This window comes from Anaerobiospirillum sp. NML120448 (assembly GCF_023050945.1).
Taxonomy (GTDB): domain Bacteria; phylum Pseudomonadota; class Gammaproteobacteria; order Enterobacterales; family Succinivibrionaceae; genus Anaerobiospirillum.
This window is the reverse complement of the sequence record NZ_JALKIM010000022.1, coordinates 1-23,352: the sequence shown is the minus strand read 5'-3', so window position 1 is coordinate 23,352 and position 23,352 is coordinate 1. Positions and strand designations below refer to the sequence as shown.

Below are 23,352 nucleotides of genomic sequence, written 5' to 3'. Positions count from 1 at the left end.
AATATACTAGTGCTTTGTAACTTGATATGACCATTAAAAACCAATCATGTACATCACTAACGTACTAAATTATTAGTAACTAGCTTAGATATGGTGGTGAGAAATTTTAATGGCTGTTTGCTTTATTATAGGTCTTAATATAATTTTGCTATGAATGTATTTTATATGTAAAATAAAGCCAACCAAGTCAATTTTGCAACGCTATGAGAGCAAAACGGTGAGGTGCTTCATTAGGGGGTGATAATTAAAACCATAGCTTGAGAATCTTTGGGATGGTAAGGCAGAAAATCATATTCACTCTCTGTGTAGCACCAAAAACTTAAAAGATCTTTGTTGGGTATAAGCTTTTGGCTAAAAAAGCTTGTAGGACATATCGCTTTAGGTGAAGCTTTATTAGCAAGTGATATTTTGGTACAAGCTTAGGTTTCCTTATAGTGCCAAGTTCACTCTTTACCAGAGCCACCCAAAGTCATCTCCTTTCACAGCAACGCAAAGTTCTTACGCCAGTAGACCATTAGAACATCAATTGGCCCGCCTCAAACCAGAGAAGCAAAGTGTTATCAATGGCCTCTATGGTTTTTATTACTTTCTAAAATTAAAGAACAATATGCAGCTGATTGAAAATGCCACTGACAGAAAGCTCAGAGGTGCTTATTACACACCACCAGCCATAGCTAAATTCATATTGCAATGGGGAATTAATGGCAGTACTGACTCATCCATACTTGAACCAAGTTGTGGTGATGGAGTGTTTTTAGAAATCCTTGCTCAAGATGAAATGCTCTATAAGCAAATTACCGCCGTCGAGTATGAAGCAAGTGAGGCTGAAAAAGCACGAGCAATTACCTTACATGATGCTGTAGTAATTAATGCTGACTTCCATCGTTTTTGCCTGGACACTAACCAACGTTTTAACTTGGTGGTGGGCAATCCTCCTTTCATACGCTATCAGTACTATGATCCTGCTCAGCAGAAACTAGCCGATGAGATATTTAGTCGCTCTAATTTAAAGAGGACAAAACTCACTAATGCGTGGGTTACTTTTGTGGTAGGTTGCAGTCAATTATTGACTGATACAGGAAAGATGGGCTTTGTTCTCCCGTCTGAACTGCTAATGGTCAAATATGCTCAGCCATTACGTCACTATCTTGCTCAAAACTTTAACAAGATCAACATCATCTCATTTGAAAATCTGGTCTTTGAGGAAATTCAACAAGAGGTTGTGCTACTTTTGTGTGAAAAGAATGGCTCGAATGAGCACTTGATTGAACATATTGAGGTGAAAGATGCTAATGGTTTGCTTACGCTTGATCCTCGTAGGTTGAAATGTCCTACCAAGAAAATTGATTTCCATACCGACAAATGGACTTACTATTTTCTTGAAAACAAAGAACTTGAGTTGCTAGAGAAGGTTAAGCACAATATGCCTTCTATATCTGATTATGCAAAGGTGGAAGTTGGTATCACTACAGGTGCTAACGACTACTTTACTGTGCCGCAATCAATAGTCACTCATTACCATTTGCAAGAGTTTGCCAAACCAATGGTGGGAAGAAGTGTTCAAGTCAACAGTCTTTGTTTTACTACCAAAGATTGGCTCGCCAATGTCGATTTGGGGGCCAAAGCTTACCTTTTGGTCTTCCCATCATCAATTAAAGAGCAGGGAAACGAAGGACTAAAGGCCTATCTTGAATATGGAGAAAACAAAGAGATCCACAAAGGCTACAAAACACGCATACGTGAGGATTGGTTTGTAATTCCATCGATTAAACTATCAGATGCCCTCTTCCTGAGACGCAACCACCAATATCCTAAATTTGTACTCAACGATGCTAATGCCTACACCACAGATACTATGAATCGAGTTTTCATCAATGAGGGGGTCAATAAGAAAGCTTTGGTAGCAAGCTACTACAATTCGCTCTCATTTACCTTTGCCGAAATACTGGGACGCAATTTTGGTGGTGGATGTTTAGAATTGATGCCCAGTGAGGTTGGTGGCATTTATATGCCGTACCGTGTTGAGCATGAAGTCTTATTTGCAAAGATTGATAATATGCTTCGCAATAAGCAAACAGCTGATGAAATTTTGGACTATACTGATAGGATCATCTTTCACGAAGGCATGGGTCTAAGTATGGAAGAGGTTCAAATTGCTCGTTCTATTTGGCATAAGATTATGGGAAGACGGCTTAGTCGATAGGAGAAATTGACTAATAATCTACAAGAACGAGCTCTTGATAAAAACTCCAGTAGTGTCTTATTTCTTGATGGCATTTAACGGCATAGTTGGAAGTACTCGTTAAAGGCTTTACCGCTATTTGTAATAGCCGCCATGATATGAATCAAGATCAAGATCTGGTGCTCCTTTGCTTTTCTAAGTCAGTAGGTTAGTAATAATCTTAGTTGCTCTAAAAGGCTCTCATTATGGGAACAAACAAATAGCAGCAGCAAGCTGATTAGGTACTATTACTCGTTTTGCCCTGATGGGGGCAGGTAATCCTCTATAGTAAAGTGCCATGGTTCCAACCTAAGGTAGGCCTATAGCCATGGCACTTTACATTAGTTCCAAATGAATGAATCTCTACTGCCCCACTCCCATAGGCAAGCCCATGGCCTTTCCCATAGCCTTGCCCATGGAGTTCCTGCTTATCAAGGTTAACCTATTTTCGTAACACTTTGTTTCCTTTACCAGCCACTAGTGGCAGTCGCTATTTAGGGCTGTCAGTTGTAAAGATGAATGTTGCCAACCTGGTGTTGAGAGCTATTAAAGTTTAGTCTGAACCTGCACTTGAGCCAGAACCAGTAGCCAGTCCAGAACCAGAACCAGAGCCTGTAGCCAGTCCAAGGCCTTATTCTGAGTCGGATCCTGTAGCTGGGGCTGGACCTGTAGCAAAAACTTGATTGATATCTGTAATAGAGCTTTGGTTATGCACAGAGCTTAGGGCATTATTGGAGCTCTGATTAAGAGGCAGATTATTGCCTACACGGTTAGCTGCATTAATAATGGTTTGAGCTGAATTTAGGACATCACCATGCTCTAAAGTTTTTAGATCTTGGTACAGGCCTCTTAGGTTTTGAGCTGTGCTTAGTACCTCATTGATTACCTGAGCATTATCATCTTGGCAGCTGTACTCATTGACTAGCTGATTACGATTAATAGCCAAGGCATTACCATACTGTTGCACCTGCTGTTGCACCTGCTGCTCAGGCTGTTTATGCTGCTGACTATGTGCATGCTCCATAGCCTCACTCTCCCTTCTAGAACCAAGGTTTGATTTAGCTCTAGTGCTAAGCTTATTGCTAGTGCTAGTTCCTGTGCTCAGTCCAAGGACAGTGCTTTGGGCAATGTTATTGCTGCTGCTAAGGCCATGGCCATAGCCGTAGCCATGGATATAACCATGGTTATTGCTATTGCTATTGCCAGAGCTTGGGCTATGGCTTAGGTGAGGCTCAAGGGTGTCAGTAATAAAGCTGAGAGGGTTAATGATTTGGCCTTGATAGCCATATTTGAGACGAATTTTGCTATAACGGTAAGCAAAATTAGGGTCAATACATTGTTCTAGTAAAGGCCATTTAGCATAGTAAAGAGCCTGCTTTAAGAGTTTTAAATCATGAGCTTGCTCTTTAGTAAACTTACCTTGATGGCTCTCATGTGCTTGTTTTACTATCTGGCCAATAATGGCAAAGGCTACAATATCTTGTTCTTTGAGCAACTTAGGACGTTGACCATGAGCTAAAGCATAAGCTTCTTTAGGACTTAAAACCTTTAGTTTAATGAGCTTAGTAAGATTTTGTAAGATAGAGGCAAAAGCACGCTCTTTATCGTAGGATAAAAGCTTTTTGTTAAGGAGCCATGGTTGGCAGCTATCTAAGATAGCTTGCTGATATTCAGTTAAGCTCTCATAAACAGGTAGCATCAATTCATAAGAGAGATCATTAAAGATAAGTTGCTTATCTAAAGCCTCATTTAAATCAGTAGGGTTATAAGAAGCCTTGGCAAAAGTCTTTACGCCATTAAGAGCATTAGTCTGATAAGAGATATGATTGGTAGAGTAGCTGTGCTTATCATAAGCAGTGCTTAAGCCTAAAGCTTGATCCAGGGCCTGTTTAGCATCATCGCTATTGTTAAAGGTACGACCCAAAAGCTCAATGCTCTCTTGCTTACTTTGTTCATAAGGAATAGTGCTCATCATAGCCTCAGGGCTATGGCCCTCATATTCCTGGCTATAGTTCATACCTAAGCTCTTATTACGTTCTATCTCCTTACTATTTCCCCTTCCTAAGCCCTGGCCCTGGTCCTGGCTCTGTCCATGAGCATAGTCCTGGCTCTGGCTATGACTATAGCCATAGCAATTACCACTCAAATTACCTTGCTCTTGGTAAGGCTCCTGGCCTAATAACTTGCTAGAGTCCTGTTTTGAGCTTGTGCTTGAGCTTGGACGTGAGTTATAACCCTGATTAAGGCCCTGATGATTGGCTGTGTTGGGGTGCTGTTGAGCTCTCAAGCCATAGTAGTTGCTCATACTGTTAGTATCATCAAGTAAAGACTCATAATGTTGCTCTTCTCTCAGGGCTTGCTCCTGAGATGGAACTTGGCTCTGGTCACGTTTATAGCCATAGCCATAGCCATGGTTGTGGTCTAACTCTAGACCTGATTCTACTGTTGGTGCTAGATCTTTACTGTATCTTGGTGATAGTTCTTGGCCTTTTCCTTGATAAAAGATAGAGCCAGAGCTTGAGTTTGGTACGTTGCCTTGAGCCTGGGCCACAGCCAGGGCCTTGGCCTTGGCTTGAGCTTGAGCCTGGGCTTTTAGCTGGGCCATGGTCTGAGATGTTGGTTGAGCCTTGAAATTCGTCTGTACTGTGCTATTAACTGGGACAGGAGCAGAGGCTGCTTGGGTATGGCTTGGGTATAAGTTGCTATTAGCAAAGATAGCTTGGCCGTTATTGCTGTTATTGGTTGGGTCCTTGGTAACTTGCTTGTAAGTTAGCATGTGAGCTGGGGAGCACCATAAGGTGCTAGGGGAGTTAATACTTAGTACATACAGTTGCTTAAGCACATCAATACCATGATGATATATAGGGGCAATGAGGCCTGAGTCGAGATCATTACAGTAGTTGTAAATAGAGAAAAAGGTAGTACTAATGTTTAAGGGATCTGACCAATAGTGATGAGCATTGAGCATATTATTAATTTTAATAATGCCCAAAGTAGCTGGTGTGAGCCCCTTTTCACCATTGTCCTCATAATTATTGAGTAGAGCCTGGATATCAGGCCAATGACCTAACATTTGCAAGCATTGCTTATAATCACTGCCATGAGTCTTTTCATAGCTTCTCATATTAATGACTAAGGCATCTTGAGTGATTACAGGTCTTTTAGGATAGCTAAATAAACCTACTATGCCTTCTTTAGAGAGCACAATAGGCTTTTGCAGCAGTAAAAAATTATTAGGCTCTTGCTTTTGTGTCATTAGAGGGGTAGCTGGTGCCACCTCCTTAAAACCAAGGGCCTCAAAATTTAAGCTTGCCTCCTCACCAACTCTTTCTTCACAAGCCTCATCAAGGCTTAAGCTGATACCTGTTGCTGCTGTGTCCGTATCTGCTGAGCTGGTTGCTTGTGTGTCTATTGCTGCTGGTTCTGTTGCTATTTGTGTTGCTATTTCTGCTGTTGCTACTGGTGCACAGTTGGGGTTGTAATCGGGGCTGTGGCTGTTATTAAAGGATTTAAGACGATCATGGTAGTTGTAGGCCAAGGCATTAGAGTATGGTGCTCCTAAATTAGCTCCCATCTTGGTATTTAAACTAGCATAGAGGGTATTGGTCTCAAGAGCCATACTTGCAATATAGTCATCTGCTACCAAATTGGTAACACTAAAGACACTATGTCCTAATGAAGGTTGGGAACCACTCTTGGTAGGGTAATTAGTGATAGTATGAGCATTAGCTTTAGTAAGATAATGAGCTTGCTCGGTTGCTAAGTTAGAAATAGCTCCTAAAGTTGCATCGAATTGGCCTTTAGAAGGCTGGGAATGGTCTTTGAGCTCTGTTGCTAAGCTTTCTTTTTGCTCTACGGCTGCAAGTTTTGCTTGCTCTTTAGCTTGCTTACTTTTTAGCAAGGATAAGAGGTGCTCATGCTTGGTATTGTTAAGCAAAATAGTGCCATATGGTTGAGGCATATAGTGCTCGCAGAGCATTTGTACGGTATCGAGATCTACTGCAATACCACTAGCTCTCAGCTCATCAATAGTACTCATGACCTCATCAATAATTTGATAGTCTTGAGCTGTTAAATTAATCTCAGGATCTTCAATTACCAAATCAAGCTGTTCCAAGGCCTCCAAATCCCATCTCTCAACCTCCTCATCAAAAAGCTCTTCATCTAAACGGTAAAGATAAGCCACCTCACTATCATAATCACCGCTATTAGCAGCCCCATTCCCAGTTCCCATGGCTGTACCTGTACCTGTACCTGTGCCAGTGCCTGTGCCTGTCACTGTGATAGCAGTGCTGATGCCATTAATTGTGTCAGCAGTAGCTAAACCATCTGAGTCATTAGCTGTAGTGCCAGTGTTTGTGATAGCAGTGCCAGTACATGTACCTGTAGCTGTAGCAGGGGCTATGTCTGTGCTAGAAACAGTATTAGTAGTGGCTGATTCAGTAGCTGTGGTGCCTGTGGCTGAGACATCAGTGTTAGCAGTGATGGTAGCTGTGTTGGTGTTGGTGCTAATAGCAGCAGGGTCAGTATTAGTGGTAAGAGCAGCAACCATAGCTGTGCTAATAGTATGGTCAGTGCTCATATCATTACTGGTCATAGTAGGAGCAAGAGCTATAGCATAGTGAGAGCCATCGTTCTGGCTACTGAAGATGCCAGTGCTGATATTGCTATTGTTACTGCTATTGTGATAGCTGTTAGTGTTATTAAGCTTTGAGTTTGGCTTTTGGTGAATACTGCTAGAGCTTGAGCTTGATAAGGTGCTAGAGCCAGTGCCAGTGCCAGAACTGGTGCTATCACTCTGGCTACTGTGGTGATAGCTGGAGTTAGAGCCTGGGGTAGCAACAGTATCCGTGCTTAAAGTTGAGCCAGAGTAAGAGCTGGAGTTGGCACTTGCTTGAGAGGCTAAACTTGATAAAGAAGCAAAAGGATTAGGATCTGTGCTGGTAACAGAACTATTATTCAGGGCAGTAGGCTTGGAGGCACTAATAGTGGTACCTAAGCTCTTAATTGCTGATAAGCATAACTGAGCTTTAGCAGAGGCTATCTTATTAGTGTGAGCCTGTGCAGAATAGGCATCCTGAGTTTGAGCAAGAGTAGGCTCTTGCTCAAAGCTATTGCTATAACTGAGGCTGTGGCTTAGGCCCTGGTTCTGGCTCTTGCTCAGGTCATTGCTCTGGCTTACGCCATGCTTCTGGCTAAGACTGTGGCCTTGGCTTAGCATATGATTGTGACTGGCACTGCTAGTAGTGATAGTTTCTGCCTGTGATGGGGTAAGGGACTTGCTGTCTGGCAGGACAAGTACGAGCTCCTCTTCTTCCTCTTCTAAAATACCATCAGAGCTCATTAGTCCATGATGAGTTAGGGCAGAGTTGGGAGTATTGCTCATAGCCAAGTTGGCATTAGGTTCTAAAGCATAATTTGAGGAGCTACGAGAGTTAGGAGATAAGCTCTTTAGCTCTTGGTTAGGCTGTAAGTTATGATTGCTGCTATAACCGTATGTTTGTCCTTTAAGAGAGCTATTAGTGCTAGCTAAGCTCTTTGGGTGGTGTTGGCTGCCCTCCTGTGCTAAATAAAGATCGTCTCTAGTGCTCTTAAGATTACGATTGAGGTTGTGGTTTTGGTATCTGGCAGTGCTCTTAAGCTCACTCTCATGCTGGCTAGAGCCCTGGCTATGACTATTGCTATGGCCATGGTTATAGCTGCCATTGAGGCTATTGCTTGTGAAGCTGCTGCTTTTAAGGCTGCTGTAAAGGCTGTTATGGTTTTGATAGCTGTTGTGCTGGTAGCCATTTGAGGTGTCATTGCTATAGTCTGGGTCTTGGTAGCCATAAGGGCTATGAGCCTTATGATTAGAGGCCAAATCGTTAGCTGCTAAGGCTGGCTTAGTGATTTGCTTTGTGATTGGCTCGGTGCTAGGTAAAGTTTCCTGGCAGTTATGGGCAAGCTCTTGTGGTAAAGCAACTTTATTCTTATTGGCTCTGGAGTTAGAAGCTGGGGCTGGGAATGGCTCTAAGGCTGGAGCTGGTTCTAAGGCTGGGGCCTCTTTTTCTGTGATGGCAGCAATAGTATTGGCAAGACCAATATCAGCACTCATGTGCTCAGGTAATAAGGTGCTATTAAAGTAAATTTGAGCTATTTGGGCCTTGATACGATCTTGGTAGTGAGGGTCGTTTTGTAACTCAGGATGAGCTTTGGTGTACTCATTGATGCTATCAATAAGAGCAAAGCCCTTATCATTAAAGTTTTGATAGCTAATACCTGAGTTGATATTTTTGTCTAAATTAAAGACAGTACTATCAGATAGGCTAAAACGATCTTGAGAGCCAAGAGGGTCAATAATATGTTGGCTGTAATCAAAGCTATGGTGCATATCAGTAGCAGCAGCAAGTTGTTGCTCTTGCTCAGGATCTATCTCCCAGTCATTGACATCAAAATCACGTAACGAGGCTACAGTTAGGCTGGTATTACTGCTATAACCAGCATTAAAAATCTCACTGATTAAAGCTTTTTTACCTTGCTCAATAAAGTCAATTTTTATCTCACATACTGAGACTACTATGGCAAAGATAATGGCTAAAGAACAACTAAGTTTAGCCAAGGTAGTTAGCAAGGCTACGGGATGGGTTAAAGACCACCATAAGATAGAAATAATTTTAGTTTTCATAGTAAAAACTCGATAGACAAAAACTCACAAGGTTAAGAAAAAGGGCTCGACTTCGTATTTAGGCAGTTGCTGTTAGTGATTGGCCCCATCTGGTTGACCTGTTAGAGGTTGATAAGGGGGCATATGAATGTCTTTTTGCACGGCTGCTACCATGGCTAAAATATCCTGCCAATCTTTAAAATCTTGGTAAGGGTAGGGCTGCATCAATGGCTCAAGGCCATTGTTGTTTTTAACTTTTCTTACAACAGGGTTGCGCAGTGGAGTTTTAATTAACAACTCTCCTTGATAGGCCCATTGCTCACCATTTGAAAAGTCGTGATGCTCAAAATAAGGGTTACCCTGCTTTAGGCCTTCTAATAAATTAGTTAATGACCTAATACCATCCTCATCAAGGCTCTTACTTAATAACAGAGCTTGTTCAGGAAGAAACCAATCATATAAGGCAGATGGTGCCTCAGGCTCAATCACAGGAGCAAAATGACGCTCATATTGATGATTGGCATGCTGGTCTAAGCCATCGCAATTAGGAGCTAAGGAATGAGCTTGAGCTTGAGCTTGAGCTGGAGCTTGAGCTTGAGCTGGAGCTTGGGTTTGGGCTTGAGCTTGGGCTTGTTCATCATTGAGCTTTGCTTGCTCTTGAATAATGGCTGTGGCCAGAGCCTCCCCTAAAGCTTGAGCTAAAACTTGGGCATAAGCCTCATCATAAGCTTGAGACCTACCCTGAACCTGCCCCTGCTCATAGCTTTGCCCATGAACCTTATCTTGCTCATGAGCCCGTCCTTGAGCTAGAGTTTGTCTCTGACCAACGGCCTGGCTATGGCCCTGGCCCTGGCCCAGAGCTTGGCTCTGGGACTGGGACTGCTTTAAGGAAGTAGAGAGCTGGGCTTGAAGGGACTTAAGGTCAGATTGCTGCTTTAGTGCTGATGGCTCTTTGCCATTAGGTGATAATTGATAGATGGCTGGAACCTTTATCATAGGGCTAAAAGCAGAGAGGCTCTCACTAGTAAGTGCATGGTAAAGCTGGTAGACAAAGCACATGATGGACATAAGCAAAAAGAGGCTTAAGTACTGTAGGTTACGCTTATGTTTTTTCTGCTGTTTCCTAAGAGCAATTCTTTGCTGTTGCTCAATTGCAACAAAAGAGGCAAGCATAGGATCAAGTTGGTCATCAAAAGCATTGAAGTGATTATGAATATAGGCTTTCATATAATTGTTAGGTTGTTAAGGCAAAAAGGTTTTTGCACAAGGATTCATTAAGACCAAACTTAAACAGTTTGATCCACCGATAAAGCCAAGTTTGAGCTTGGCTCGGCCTGTTAAGTTTTTTGCTTAGCAAAAAGTCTTAGTTGTTTTAGATAAAAAAGTAGCTAAGCAAGGTTGCTCTAAGTAAGGCTGGGCCTAGAGCAAACCTTTAAAAGATGTAAGGCACGATGGCTTAAAGCATAGAAAAAGAATCACTCTTTAACTTCTTAAAGCCACCCCCATAGCAGCCACAGTCGCCACAGTTGCTATCCCTAAGTTGCCACTGCCACCGCTGCTGTCACTACGGTCACAGCCACTGCAGTTGCAGCCACAGTGGGCTATAGGCTTTTTCTTAGCCCAAGCAGCTTAGGTGTTGTTAGTGAAAAATTGGCCGCCTGAGCTGAGAGATTGGGGCTTACCAAGCATATTGCTTGGCTGTTGATAGTAATACCTCTTGATAAGCTAAAGCTCAATGAGCCTAGCTTTAGAAGGTGTAATCAAGGCACAGGTACCTAAGAGAACCAAGCCTAATAAGTAATAGCATGCCTTGGTAATTACTATTTGGAGTGTTGGCTGTAAAAACAGGTGATAGTAAAACCATACAGCGCAATCTTGAACCACGTAATTAACAGAGCATACTCCAAGCAAGGGAAATAACCTCCTATCAACAATGCCACAGCTGAAAGGCTGAGGCTTAGATTTAAAAATGAATAAGGACGCAATAAAGTACGTAAACCCAATAAAGATCTATGATGCATTTCACTAATCAAACCATAGTGATTACCCCATAACAGTCCTAAAGCAAAACAAGTTAGAGCACACTCAACATGATCAAAGAGTAGTTGGGCATAAAGCTCTAAGCGATCTAAGATGGAGCTATCGGCATATAAGGCCTCATTAACCTGACTAAAGCCATTAAATAAGGCAAAGTACACCACAGCACCAAAGTCATAACAGTAAGAGCAAAAATCACTAATACTCTTGGTAAGTACTGCAATTTGGTCTGGCTTAAAGCACCAAGCTATTAGTACTCCTGCTAAGAGCAGCATCATGAGCTCTTTGGCAATAGCCAAATTTTTAAGCAAACTTTGGTTAAAACAAACTTTAATCAAGACTTTTAAAGCCCATTCTAGAGGGTAAAACAACACCCTTAAGAACCATATTAGTAAACCAGTAAGTCCATATTGAGCTTGAATCTCACCTCCCATAGTTAATAAATTGCGCTCATTAGACTTGAGGTTTTGCCTGCGATAAGTTTGTGCTTGCTCATAGTCACGATCCATCTTTGATTTGCTAGTGCTAAGGGCACTAACCATGATAGGAGCAGGACTAAAGTTATGCTCAGCCTGAGAGCCATTGCTACTTAGCTGTGGCTCTCCTCTTTTATCATTGCAAGACAGAGCCCTGGTAGTGCCTTTACTACCCCTAATGCCATCAATGCCACTAGTTCTATTAGTACTGCCATCGCTAGTAGCTCCACTAGCACTAGCGCTAGCTGCACTTGCCTCGCCACTAGCCCCTGTAGTGCTAGCTGTGTTAGTAATTCCGCTTTGTCTTTGCACCAAGTCGTCCGAGGACTTAGGGTGGTACTGTTCATCAGAAAAGTGGCTGTAAAGTAATGATTGTTCATTGCCCACATAGACTTTAGTTTCCTGATTAAGTGTTTGCCTTGAATTGCCTGCTTTGTAGCCATATCTGCCAACAGTAGGGCCATCAAGTTTGACGTTATCTGGTGTTAAATTGGCCTCAAGAGCATCCTTAGGATCTTGTCCTAACATGACGGCTGCCTGCTCTAAAGTCAGCTCTTCATTAATGCGACTGCTAGAGAGCTTAAGTTCAATGTCTGTAGCATGGTGTTGAATACTACGTGCCTCAGATGATTGAGATTGAGCTTGGGCATAAGCATGTGCTTGAGCACAAGCTTGAGCGCAAGCCTGCGCTTGAGCTTGAGCTTGCGCTTGCGCTTGTGCGGCAGCCCCCATGCGCTCTTGGAAGTCAGGTTGTGTTTGCAAGTTGCCCTGAGCATCACTATTGAACTGTAAATTAGACGCAAAATCACTCTGACGCTTTGGGGTGCTGTCAGTGCTGTTGTTAGGAGTACAAGGATTTTGTCGAGCCTGAACTTTCAGGTTTTGTAATGCTTGGGCATTACGTCTTGCTTGAACATAAGCGTTAAAGCGTTGACGCTGTGGGTCATGATGAGAAGAAGGTATGGTCACCAAGGATTGAGCTAAACTCAAAGATGAAGTGGCAGTATCATTAAACTTATCACGGCTCGCATCTTGTAAAGCTATTTCTATTTTGAGCATGTTTTTGCCAAAAGTACAACCACTAATTTTTTTCTCGTTTGGCTGTTCTTTACCAGATACAAAATTTTCACCGCCTGCCAATGGCTTACCATCAATATCTTTGGCATTTAAACCATCACCATCATTTTTTGAAGTGTTTGCACCCTCATTGCCTTGCTGACAACTAGCTCCAAACTCACTCCCAATACTGCCACGATTGCGATAAATATCAGCTTCATCGCCGCTGATAGAACCCTTGCTAACCTCAGCCTCATTGGAGGTGTTTTCTCGATAACTATCACAAATATGCAAACACCCCATAATTTTGCGCCACCACGTCCCTTTAGCACCCTGCCCCATATCCTGAGCTTTACCAGAGTTATCCAGCCTTGCACCTTGAGCCGCACCGCCATTGATAGGCCCGCTATTAGCCATGTCGCCGCCAAAGTTATCCAGCCTTGCACATGAGGAAACAAGGCCATTTAGGCTGCTGGTATTAGTATTGGAACAGTCAAAGTTATCCAGCCTTGTGCCATGAGTCTCACCGCCATTGATAGGCCCGCTATTAGCCATGTCGCCGCCAAAGTTATCCAGCCTTGCACATGAAGAAACAGTGCCATTTAGGCTGCTGTTATTAGCCATGTCGCCATCAAAGTTATCCAGCCTTGCACAAGAGGAAACAGGGCCGTTTAGGTTGCTGGTATTAGCATTGGAACAGCCAAAGTTATCCAGCCTTGCACAAGAGGAAATAGGGCCATTTAGTTTGCTGCTATTAGCATTGGAGCCATCAAAGTTATCCAGCATTGCACAAGAGGAAACAGGGCCATTTAGGCTGCTGTTGTTAGCCATGTCGCCATCAAAGTTATCCAGCCGTGCACAAGAGGAAACAGGGCCATTTAGGCTGCTGTTGTTAGCCATGTCGCCATCAAAGTTATCCAGCCGTGCACAAGAGGAAACAGGGCCATTTAGGTTGCTGTTATTAGCCTTGTCGCCATCAAAGTTATCCAGCCTTGCACAAGAGGAAACAGAGCCATTTAGGCTGCTGTTATCAGCCCAGTCGCCATCAAAGTTATCCAGCCTTGCACATGGGGAAATAGGGCCATTTAGAGGTGCTGTAATGCCATTAGAGCAGCCACAGTCATTAAGCCCTGAAACAGGGGAGATAGGACTGTTTAGGCTGTTGGTATTGGCATTGTTGTTAGATAAGTCATATGGCCTTGAGATTGGGACTGTGTTGCCATTGTTATTGGGCTGGCTTTGCTGAGGGCATGGCCAGTCCTCCATAGGGGCGCTAGTGGCAAAATCGCTAGTTCGCTGAGGGGTTGGTGAAGTATTGGTGCTAGTGTTAGTGGTGTTGTTAGGTCGTGGCTCAAAGGTTTGGGAGCGCATGCGTTTATTTTGCTCTTGGGCAAAGGCTTGGGCTTCGTGGGCAGCGGTAAACTCTGGTCGTTGGTGTCCTGAGTTTTCTTTATCGATAATAGGGATAAAGCCCTTATAGCAGGAGCCATTAGCTAAACGAGCTATAAACTCAAAGTTAGGCAGTTGCATGAGCATAGTGCCAGGGAAGTATTCGCAGTCTTGTTGGCTTAAAGAGCGTGAAGCACTAGCATTGCCTGTAAGACCACCGCTACCTACACTAATAGTAGTGCTTTCATGAGTACATACAGTATTAGGTAAGACATGAGCAATAACATTAGCGGTATCCATATCTTCAACACGCAAGCTTAGTAAGTTATTGCAGTTGGCAATGAGCTGTTCAGCTACGTCCTTAGAGTTAACACGAGCTCGTAAGTCAGCTACTGATTGAGTAGCAATGGTAACAGCAAAATTAGAGGCACGTGATTTGTTTAAGAGCTGTACTAAAACCTCGTTGGCAAGCTCAGAAGCCTCATCAATAAAGACTGATACTTGGTGGTGTCCTTGGATGTTCTTGGCATTAATTTCACCAGCTACAAAGGCTAAATCAGCCATAAGTAATTTGCCCAAGTTCTGACCTGTAATACTGTCTTTTAAGCAATGCAAAGCGCCATAAAAGATTTTGTTATTACGTACAATCTCCATAAAGTTAGTTTGCTTATAGTCATCAGCACTAAGTAGTTGTTTTAGTACTCCTGAGGTTAAACTTACTAAAGATGGCATAATGCTATTAGTAACTTTTTGGAAGAAGACAGGATCCATGAGGCAGACCTCAAAGATTTGTTCAATGGAGTTATCTCTATCTAAATAGCCGTTTTTAGTCATCCATACATAAAACTCTTGTAGAGACTTAATAGGAGCAGGGGCTGCAAGATAGCGAGGCTTGTTTTCTTTGGCAGTAGTGGTTTTACTTGAGGTTTTTTTACTAGCGGCCTTATCAGAAATAATTTCTTTGGTTAGTGATTGATTATCAATAATGTTTTCAATTTGTTTAATTTTTTCGCTATCTTCAACTTGAGCGTCAGAGGCATCTAAGAGACCACTGTTTTCTAAAACAGATAATACTGAGGCTCGCTCACGCAAGTTAATGTACTTATAGCCATTGGCCATGAGCACACTAATAGTATAGGCATTACGTACTAGCTTATCGTCTTTAATGCCATAAATGCAGTTGTAATAGCGTGAGCAATAGACATTATTTAAGTTAACTACTGTCTTATTAATGATGTCTCGCACCGCAATGATAAATCTTTGGTGATTAGCAATATAGCCACGAATTGCATCCAAAGTGACATTTTCATCAAGCAAGCGACAACACTCTACTGCTGCTGTAATAGCCATGGCTGCATAAGCTTTAAAGTTAGCTGAGCTTCCTTGACCGCTAATCATAGAGGTAAGTCGAGAGGAAACCTCAGAGCCACGATCAAAAATAGCAGTAGGGTTTAGTCCAAAATTAATCTCATCAAATAAGCAATTATCAGGATCTTCGCCTGTGACGGTAGCAAAGTTAGGATCGTCATAACGACTATTGGTAGCTCTGATTGAGGCGGCAGTTTCATTATGTTCACTAATATAGTGACGGTGCTGATATTTAAAGCTACGACGCTCTTTAGTATCTGCTGCTTTGTCAAAACCTAAATCGCAGCCCTGGCGCTCATAAAAGTCATTATTGATGAGACTAAAGTAGCCTTTTTTAGTTAGGCTTTTTCGAGAACGCTCAAAGGGGCTTAAAGGGGCAACATTTTGCGTATCGGAGATCTTTTTTGAGTCCATAGCAAATTGCTTTAAGCTACCAGTACTGGCCGCTGCATAGTCCACAGCTACATTGCTCGATAATGGGTTAGAAACATTTCTACCGATATCTAAACAAATAATTTGCTGATAAGGTTCACGCTCAGCAGCTCGGGCTGCTTTAATAATAGAGCGCTGTAAATCACGGTCTCCTTTAGGATCAAGCACAATAACAGTATCACCACGCATAATGGCTTGAGATACTAAGAGATCAAAGAATCTAGTTTTACCAGAGCCTGTAGTGCCTAAGAGTAGGGTATGACCTTTAAGCTTATTGGTTGAAGTGACAATAGGCTCATAAGCAAAGTCAGGCTCAACAGCATGAATATCAGGAGATCCGTCACCTCCTAAAGGGGCAGCCTTGGTTCCTACAGCCATGATTTGTCTGAGCGCTCTACTATGCTTAGGTAACCACTCAAAACCAAAACCTAATAAGCATAAGTCGGTAGGTACAAACTTGCGATGTTGTTTATTACTCTCTTCCATGGCGCTAGCACAAAGAATTTGTGCAATAGCTTCCATGGTGATTTTCTTACCTGCATAAAGGCGTTGGTCACAAAGCAGAGGTACTGGTAATTTGGTGATATAGCCACTATTAATAACAGGTAAATCCCTATCATCAGTAGTGGAGGCTAGAATACCTTGCGCAATGACGTAGTCGTCCACGCTTACTCCACTTTGTAAAATCATGGCTGTGCTTTTATGGCCGTGACCTGATAAATATAAACGAGCATTATGCTCGCTCTGAGCCTTAGATAGTCCTTGTGTTACCTGCACGCAGGATAGCTCCTTATGGCTATGAGCGTTAATCTTATGATTAACTTCTTTTACTTTATTAGACCATTGGCTAAATCTGTTAGTTGATAGGGGCTGTAAGCTTAAAATTCTTTTAGCTTGTTCATTACGCTCTTTAGAAACAGTCTGTGCGTTTCTGGCTTTTAGAGACAAGGACAGACCATAAGGAGTAAAGAGAATACGGCCATTAAAGTAGGAGCGATAAGAGCGATGCTCTTTAAGCTTGGCAAAATTATTATGAAGTGCTTGCTCCATACCACTACGAGGCAAATGCATGGTATACCAACATAAAACCTCCATTACCAAGATAAAGAGTAAGGCGCTAACAACTTGGCTAGACAATACAAAATTGACTAACAAATAAACAGCAATGGCGCAGCACAGACTTACCACCACTCTTATCGAAGTTAAATTATCAATACCATGACCAAGCAATAAATCACGCTCATCAAATTTACCTGCAAAACGAGCTTGCTTGGAAAAAATATAGAGCAATGCAAATTTAAAGTGAGATAAATGTTTAAACATTTAAAGCCTCTACCATATTCAGTAAATTACCAGCTACCAGGAGCTGTAATCTTTATGGTTAAAGCCGTAGAGCCAACATAGTTGACCTACCAACCACAAGAAAAGTTAATCAATAATCACGGCCTAAAACCTTAGGCTTACCTTAATGAGTGCTTTAAGGCTCAAAAAAGTAAGCCTCGTTTTCATGACAGTGACAGTTGAGCTAAAAGAACATCAAAGACATATAGGGAATGAGCCTAAAACTAGCTAGAAATAGAGCTTTTAAGGCTAAACCAGTGCTAAGTAGCTCCCATCACAGATGGGCTTAACTGGAAAACGCAAAAACAAGTTAGCACTATGGCCAAGCACATAGTGCCTAAGTACCTAATCACTTGTAATCATCCTTTTACTCAATAACTAAGCTTGCCATGCTTGAGTTGTATGAGGGTAAGATCAAAAGAAAAAGCAAAAGCAAGCTCAAGCTTGATTTAGCAATCAAACCAAAAGTAAATACATAGCTAAAGCCAAAGCTATAACCCAAGAAAAAGCGGAACCATACAGATAGACTTAGCTTAAGAGAGTTGGTCTATGTTCTAACAAAAGACAACATAGGTAACTTTTTGCTGCTAAGTTAAAGCTTAAGCAATCAACAGCTTATAAAGGGAAATGATGGCTATAGCCATCAAGGCAGTAATACTTTGCTTGTGGCACGAATCGCTATAGGCAGACGATGAACACCATTGCTATATGAGTATGGGCACGTACCAGTAAGTAACGCAAAGCTATGCTTTTAGTAAGGAGTAATAAAAACTCTTTGTGCTATTAAGGCTTGAAATACTAAGGTCAGTACTTCTTACAGAGGCATAGTAGTAAGCAACAAAGAGCTATAAGCTCAATCTGTAGGTACTAATAAGAGAGCAATTAAGCGCTAGAGATAAATAAACCAAAAAGCATAAGCATAAGAGTGTTGTTAGTAAGGAAATAAAAAAGTACAAGGATCAACTAAAGCAATATTAGTTAACTACCATAATAGAAAAGCTCTTAATAAGGCTAATACTAAAGAAGACTTTCCTTAGCAAACAGTAAGGAAAGGCAACTAAGTACATAAAGCATGTGAGTTTTTCTAATAAAATAAAATCTGTCAATGTTTAGCGCGAGTACTATTAAGCATTAAGAAAAAACTTTAACAGTAAGCTTATTTAAGCTTCACGCTAATATCTAGACGACATACTATATATCTATAGTAATAAAATTTCTCAAAAATCTTTCAAAGAAATTATCCTGTCGACCTACTAACTCGGTATAAAAAAGTTCTAATCTCTAATTTGATTTCTTTTTAGTAAAGAGCCAACAAACAATATAAATAAGCCAAAACAACAAACAGTCATCAAGACAGGATTAAGATCCAAAACTTTAAAAAACTACCAAAAATCACGCCAAAACCAATTTGCTAAATTGTGAGAAATATCACGAAATTCCGTGCTGTCGGCTTTTCTTTGTAAATGGAGCTAATTCTTCGAAAACAATCATCAATGAACTACTACTACTACTGCTGCTACACAACTCAGCAGTAAAGTCAAAACCTCATGAGCATCACTGCATGAAGCAGCTCATAAACTTTTAGAAAGACAAATACCTGAAATTTGCTGAAAATTATCCCTTCATTGAGGTGAGTCCGATATATGTCAAGATTATTGTTTTTTCGAAAGGGATATTTATCACTTAACCGAAAATGCTCTTTGTGCTCTTAATGCTGATTTACAAGGTAAATTTCGTAAGTTAAGGGATATTTTTAACTACGTTCAGGACGATGTTCAAGATCAATGCAGCCTTTTCCGAGGCCTTTAATAGGAGATGCACTTAAGCTTGTTTATAAGAGTAAGCAATACCATAACTTAAGGTTATTAAATAACGTGTGTATTTAACCTAGATTTAACAAACCGTATAAGGTTAAACAGTGTGCTTTGGAATGATAGCTATAAAAGGTGGTTTTTAACAGAAACATATATAAACACAAGGTTCTTTAAGATATATCTATTTAGCAGTAGCTAACTATAGTTAATTGTATATCTATTTATTTTTACAATAATAAGCTCATAGATATCAGTGTTTGAGCGTAAAAGCCTGCATTTATGCATGGTTATATCTATTAAACGTATTTATCCAAGTTTTATGAAATTTTTGCCGTTAATTGATATGTTCACACAATAATATTTTGTTATGGAAATACTAAAAAGGTTTAAATAGAGTAGGTCTTTTAGTTTCGGTCTTTTGGCCATTCACTAAACAATTTCATCTAATATGCAAGTTTAGAAGAAAATATGGGGCAATGCTTGTATGCTCGACACACTCTATTTAGGTCTCAAAATCTCTAACAAAATCTTGTTTGCTAATTAATACTTAGGAAATAGCTACTGGCTAGTTCATGTGAATTATCTTGCTATTCCTAAGCTTTTAAGCTTCTTTTGGCATACTAACCTGCTCGTACTGGATCTTTTTGTTTTAAAAAAGCTAGCTTGTGGTTGTGGTTGATAAATAGGCTTTAGAGTTGTTAACAAGTTAGCTTTCAGATCATCATTGTGTAGCACAAACATCAAGGAAGACCAATTGGCTTTAAATGTAGTGTTTAGGGCTGATTAGTCTTTTTTTGCTTTTAATAGGCTTAATTTCGATACAGACAAGGAATAGTATGCAAAAGCTAAGTACTAATGCAGCTAATTACACAGTGAGCAATCAATGCAGCAAGGAGTCTTTCCGTTTAAAGCCTTTGGCTTATGCTGTAATCTCTATTATGGTAGCAGGTAGTGTTTTTACCTCTGCTCAAGCTACTGATTTAAATATTACAAAACATTGGGTTCGTGATTATCTCGATTTAGCTCAAAATAAGGGTGTATTTGAGCGTGGCGCTACTGGTGTACAGATCGTACGTAAAGACGGATCTGTATTTAAACTTCCTGATGTACCAATCCCAGATTTTAGTGTAGTTTCTAATCATGGCCCAGCTACCTCTATTGGTGGTGCTTATATTGTTACCGCAACTCACAATAAAGCTAAAGGTGATTGGGTATGGCCTGTAAAGAACCCTGTATTTGGCAATACTAAATACTCAGTACAAGGCCATGAACAGGGTGGTAGTGATTTCTCCGCACTTCGTTTAGATAAGTTTGTTGTTGAAACTACTGGTGTTCAACATGGTATTGATAGAAGTCTCAATGAAGCTCAATTCGTAGAGCGCTATGGTGTTGAATACAACGGCAAGAAGCAGGTAATTGCTTATCGTGCTGGTCAAGGCGTTTTTAAGTTAATCGATCAATCTGGTCGTACTGAATATGCAGGCGTAACCTATAAGCCTGAGCTTTTATCTGGTTCTTTGTTCACCATGATGAATTTTGGTGGCAAGTCAGATGTCATTGATTTTAAGAATTTTACCTCTTTCTTTAATGGAACTACTGGTGGCGATAGTGGCTCTAGCGTATTCGTTTGGGATACTAAAAATAAAGAATGGGTAGTTGCTGGTGTTCTTACTGGTATTAAATGGAGTTCAGCTACTGGTGATTTTTATTACTACTCCAAATGGAACCAAGGCGTAGTAGATAAACTTAAAGAGAAATTTACCCATAAGGTTACTTTAGATAATGGTACTTTAACCTTTAATGGTAACAAGCAATATCAGATTAATGGTGGTAATGCTCAACAGTTTGCAGATAAGAAAGATTTATCTTTTACTGGTGGCGGTACTATCAACCTAAACCAAAACATGCATTTGGGTGTTGGTGGTCTCATTTTTGATGCTAACAAGACCTATACCGTGAATGGTAAAGAGTACTCTTATAAGGGTGCAGGTATTGATATTGGCAAGGGCACTACTGTTCATTGGAACGTAAAGGGTGATGCTAGCGATAATCTTCATAAGATTGGCGAGGGTACCTTAGAGGTAAATGTAGCCCAAGGCAATAATATGAAGATTGGTAATGGTACTGCTATCTTAAAGGCTGAAAATAGCTTTAATAACGTGTACCTTACCAATGGTTTAGCTACCGTAAAGCTTGATAATGACAAGGCCTTAAACAACACTGGCAAGTTTGGTGGTGTATTCTTTGATCGCTATGGTGGTACTTTAGATCTTAATGGCTATTCTCAAACCTTTAAACGTATTGCTGCATCAGATGATGGTGCAATTGTAGCCAACTACAATAAGAATCAGCGTGCCGATGTAAAATTTGAGCTGCCTTGGCAATATGCCTATCACGGCCAATTTAAAGGCAATTTAAATGTTAAGCATGAGTTTGAGCAAAAGTTAGAGGCAGGTAAGGATCTTAATACTCGTCATTTAATTCTTGATGGCGGTATGGAGATCGAGGGTGATATTAGTGTAAAGAATGCTAAGCTCACCATGCAGTCATTACCAACTTCTCACGCAAGCTTTGGTAAGCCAGGTTGTCAGCTTTATCCAATTATTTGCGATAAGGACTGGACTAAGCCAATTAAAGACAAAGAGCAAGCTGTAAACGATAAGTATGGCACTCACTATAAGTCTGATAATACTACCAGTAGCTTACAGCAGCCTGATTGGGAAGCACGTACTTACAAGTTTGATACTCTAAAGCTAGACAATGCTACTTTAGGTGTAGGTCGTGATACTACTGTGCTTGGCGATATTGTAGCTAAGGATTCCAAAGTACAGTTTGGTGGTGATGTAGCAACCTATCGTGATCAATTTGCTGGTAAGAATGTAACTGGCTTTGATTTCCGTCAAGAGTTGCATTCTGGCTCTGCTGAGTTCAATCCAAGCATTTACTTTGATGGTAATATTACCGCTTCCAATTCAACCTTTATCAGCTATATGCCAATGTTTAGCGCCAGCTTTGAGCTTAAAGATGGTTCTAAGTTTGAGAGCAAGGATAAATATAGCGTTACTCGCTTGTTAGATAAGGGTATTAAGGTTGAAGGTAAGTCTACCTTAATCTTAGGTGATGTGTTTGCTCACAGCAATCCAACTCCTGTGACTATTTCTAAGTCAGATGACTCTACCATTTCTATTGAGAATGTTAGTGTCTTTAACACCTCTTTAACCTTACCTGGTGATGTCGTGAAGGGCTCATTAAGAGCTTACCATGACGGTAAGATCTTTGTTGATCAATGGGAGCTTAAGAACAGCAATTTAGCTACTGCTGGTAATGGTATTATCAATATTGGTCGCTTAAATACTGTTGGTACACAAGCAGCTAATGCTAATGTGTCTATTAGCGGTACTCTTAATATGACCGACCTTAACCCTAATCAAAGAGGTGCAGGCGCTAAAGAGTGGATTGGTTTGAGCTTAAATGAGTTGACCTTACAAAAGGACTCTAAGATCACAGCCGCATTCTCTAATGACTACTTATCTGTCAACAATTTAAAGTTTGATGGAGAGCATACTTTAATTAGCACCAACAAGCTTACCGATGAGCGTACTGATAAGAACATTAAGTTCACTACCCAGGGTCATGATGTTGCAGTAAAGAGCACTATTACTGATAAGGAAATTACTTTTGCCTTTGAGGATAAGCGCCCACAAACTCAAGCTCAGGGCTATAGCCTATTTAGAATGATGTCAGATCGCCTCTTAGATGAGGGTGATGATTATTTTGAGATTGAGCCAAGCGCTACTATGAACATCTTGGCTGCAATTGAGTCTCATCAAAAGTCTGGTGGTGCATCTTATCAGGAAGTAGCAATTAGTGATGCTCTTTCTATGGAGGATACTCAAGAAAGCGTCAAGGCTATCAATGCTATTGTTAAGCGTACTGACAACATGTTAGAGCAGACAGCTAAGACCATTTCTCAAGATAAGATGGTTCAGCCAATCAGAACAGCTATTGATACTCGTTTAGCTTCTTTACGTCGCTCCGCCCGCTCTGCTACTGCCTCTTATCATCCTGTAGCAGCTATTGGTGATTTTGCTTCTATGGCTAAGGCTACTGAGGAGCAAAGACTAAATAATAGCTTCTTTGTGGATGTAAGTGGTGGCTATCAAAAGAACGACTCACGTAAAGAGCATGTTTTAAGTACTAATTTAGGCTTTGACAATGTCATGAGCATTGAAAATGGCCGTATGGTGCTTGGTGGTGCTTTAAGCTTAACTAAGGTAGATAACTCTGATACTGGCATGTCAGATGACGGTATGATGTATTCCTTAACAGGCTATTTATCTTATGAGCAAAAGCAGGGCTTTGAGCTACAAAGCTATTTAACTGCTGGCTATTTAGTAAATGATCGCTCCATGATGCCTGAGATTAATTTAGGCGAGCAGACCTTTGACCCTAAAAGTTAGCTAACAGTGTCATGTAATTTATTAAAAGTCAAGATTTATATCGAAAAAAATGTTTATTGGGAGATAATTTTTTCTATAAATCATGACATTATATGTGATATAATGTCATGGTTTT

Annotated in this window: 5 protein-coding genes; 2 read left to right on the top strand and 3 right to left on the bottom strand. The window is 40.9% G+C overall.

Annotated elements, in window-relative coordinates; translation table 11 throughout:
* The first annotated feature begins 526 nt into the window (after positions 1 to 526).
* Entirely contained in the window at positions 527 to 2,203 is a 1,677-nt protein-coding gene (locus tag MXE38_RS05685; RefSeq protein ID WP_246913048.1) for a class I SAM-dependent methyltransferase, read from the top strand.
* 649 nt (positions 2,204 to 2,852) lie between these two features.
* On the opposite strand, the gene MXE38_RS05680 is transcribed toward MXE38_RS05685, so the two are convergent.
* The 3 genes from MXE38_RS05680 to MXE38_RS05670 all read right to left on the bottom strand — a co-directional run bounded on the left by MXE38_RS05680 (position 2,853) and on the right by MXE38_RS05670 (position 16,945).
* Complete coding sequence (locus MXE38_RS05680; protein WP_246913045.1) at positions 2,853 to 8,885, bottom strand: hypothetical protein; 6,033 nt, start codon at positions 8,883 to 8,885, stop codon at positions 2,853 to 2,855.
* Positions 8,886 to 8,957: 72 nt separating this feature from the next.
* Positions 8,958 to 10,091: a hypothetical protein gene (locus tag MXE38_RS05675; RefSeq protein WP_246913044.1), complete on the bottom strand. Its 1,134-nt coding sequence runs from the start codon at positions 10,089 to 10,091 to the stop codon at positions 8,958 to 8,960.
* Between the two features lie 593 nt (positions 10,092 to 10,684).
* Positions 10,685 to 16,945, bottom strand: a complete 6,261-nt coding sequence (locus MXE38_RS05670; RefSeq protein WP_246913043.1) for a type IV secretion system DNA-binding domain-containing protein — start codon at positions 16,943 to 16,945, stop codon at positions 10,685 to 10,687.
* 2,668 nt (positions 16,946 to 19,613) lie between these two features.
* Between MXE38_RS05670 and MXE38_RS05665 the strand changes: the two genes are divergently transcribed.
* On the top strand, positions 19,614 to 23,237 hold the full coding sequence (locus MXE38_RS05665) for a S6 family peptidase (protein WP_246913042.1): 3,624 nt from the start codon (positions 19,614 to 19,616) through the stop codon (positions 23,235 to 23,237).
* The last annotated feature ends 115 nt before the right edge of the window (positions 23,238 to 23,352 follow it).

Coding starts and splice junctions, on each gene's coding strand:
- MXE38_RS05670 (WP_246913043.1), bottom strand. CDS start 16,945: ATGTTTAAACATTTATCTCACTTTAAATTTGCATTGCTCTATATTTTT.
- MXE38_RS05665 (WP_246913042.1), top strand. CDS start 19,614: ATGCAAAAGCTAAGTACTAATGCAGCTAATTACACAGTGAGCAATCAA.
- MXE38_RS05675 (WP_246913044.1), bottom strand. CDS start 10,091: ATGAAAGCCTATATTCATAATCACTTCAATGCTTTTGATGACCAACTT.
- MXE38_RS05680 (WP_246913045.1), bottom strand. CDS start 8,885: ATGAAAACTAAAATTATTTCTATCTTATGGTGGTCTTTAACCCATCCC.